Origin of the sequence: Succinivibrio faecicola (assembly GCF_019448115.1) — a bacterium.
Lineage (GTDB): Bacteria > Pseudomonadota > Gammaproteobacteria > Enterobacterales > Succinivibrionaceae > Succinivibrio > Succinivibrio faecicola.
In genome coordinates this window covers 1-1726 of the sequence record NZ_JAGFNY010000075.1, presented here as the reverse complement: position 1 = coordinate 1726, position 1726 = coordinate 1, and the positions used below count along the sequence as shown (strand labels likewise).

Genomic DNA, 1726 nt, shown 5'->3' with positions numbered 1-1726 from the left:
CATACCTAGGACCTTAAGCCGATTTAGCATGAGGTCTGTTAGTGTTAACGATCTGCCACAATAACATAGGTAGATCTTTAAATAATACACTGTCTCGATTAGATGGCTTTGACCTTTTACAGTACAGAGCTATGTCATCGAGAAGTTCTTTAACAATTTGATATACAGTAGATAATCCTTTGTTTTGTAAGGATTGGAATAGCTTGTTAAAACCGAAATTTAGATTATGAAGCTTTAGCATTGATAACCATTCTATTTTATTGTTGATTCTGGCTTTATGACCTAAATAGGTTTTGATAAATGAAACCATTAGCGAAAGGAGAATAAACAAAAGGATGATGTTCTTGTTAGCAGAGTTAATACTCTGAAGACAGGAGCTTTGTTTATTTGCCTTATTGAATAATTCAATAGACCAACGAATTCGATAAAGCAAATAAATCTGTCTTGCACATAATCTGTCTTTAGGAATGTTTGTTCTAAGAACAGAGCGAGTTTCAGATTCTTCATCTTTGTTATGATGTCTTATCACAACCCTAAGGTTATTACCTTTCGTTGTTTTAATGGTTAAATCAGCATTGGTGGTTAAAGGCAAATCTTTAATAGTTTTATCAATGAGATTAGAAAGCTCTTCCCCTGAGTCTGAATAAGCAGAATTGATTATTCCTGTTGTGTTATTTCTTCCCCTAATAAGGAAGAAATTACCAGAGTCAGCAATTCTCTGTTCAAGCTCTTCATCAATGTAACCTCTGTCAGCAATAATAAGAGTATTTTTGAATTTCTCTGGATAGACACAGGCTCTCTCAGAGCCAACAGCTTCAGTGATTTCAAAATACTCAAAGGTCTGCTTAACCATAGAGAAAGCGATATGAAGCTTAAGTCCTGGTCTTGCTGTAGTTCCATCTAAATGAGGTCTTCCTTTACCCTTACAGTAGAAGTTATTAGCACAGGAATATGATAAATCAATTTCAGTTCCATCAATCAAAATAATGTCATTAACCTTTAACTGCTTAAGAAGTTTGCTAAGGTTTTCAGGCAAAGCTTTCTTGATTTTCTTTATAAATGAGCTAGCAGAAGGTAATGTCATAATCTCAGATAAAAGACTTTTCATGACATCAAGTGTCTTTTCATTCTGCAACTGCTTATGAATACACTTATGACTCATAGATTTTTCAGGATTGAGTCTGTTATAGCTGTCATGTAAAGAGCATAAGGTGAACTCAGATTTTTTGGTTGATGAGCACATTAAATTAGCTGCATTTAACAGATAGTCTGATAAAGAGAAAAGTCTTTCTCTTACAATAGCTCCATTAGTTCTAGCTAAATCAGAAATGTGGTCTTTAGATAAAACTGATGTAAGAGAAGTTGCTTGAAATGTTGACTTTGGTTCAATAATAAGTGATAATTTTTGCATGGGATTTGTTTGTTATCTAATTGATTTTACACACATTTATTATATCACAAACAATCCCATTTTTATTATCAAATCCCTTAAAAATCAGCATTTTATACAAAAGTTACAAAAGTCCAAATTTCTGGAAAAACAGAGTCCAAAATCCCCAAAAAGAGATATCTAAATACCTCATTTATGGGGCTTGTATACCAAATTGTTAAAGAACTTATGCTTACTGAAAGTAAATTCTGTAAACATTGAAAATCAATTAATGATTTTCTACTTATGTTTTAAAAAGATCTTCTGATACTTTTATCTAAAGATCTTAGGTATGAT

At 32.3% G+C, this 1726-nt stretch carries 1 protein-coding gene; it reads right to left on the bottom strand.

Translation table 11 applies throughout. From position 1 onward, the window contains the following. Positions 1 to 13: 13 nt before the first annotated feature. Complete coding sequence (locus J5V48_RS09655) at positions 14 to 1411, bottom strand: IS4 family transposase (protein ID WP_219938421.1); 1398 nt, start codon at positions 1409 to 1411, stop codon at positions 14 to 16. Positions 1412 to 1726 lie beyond the last annotated feature (315 nt).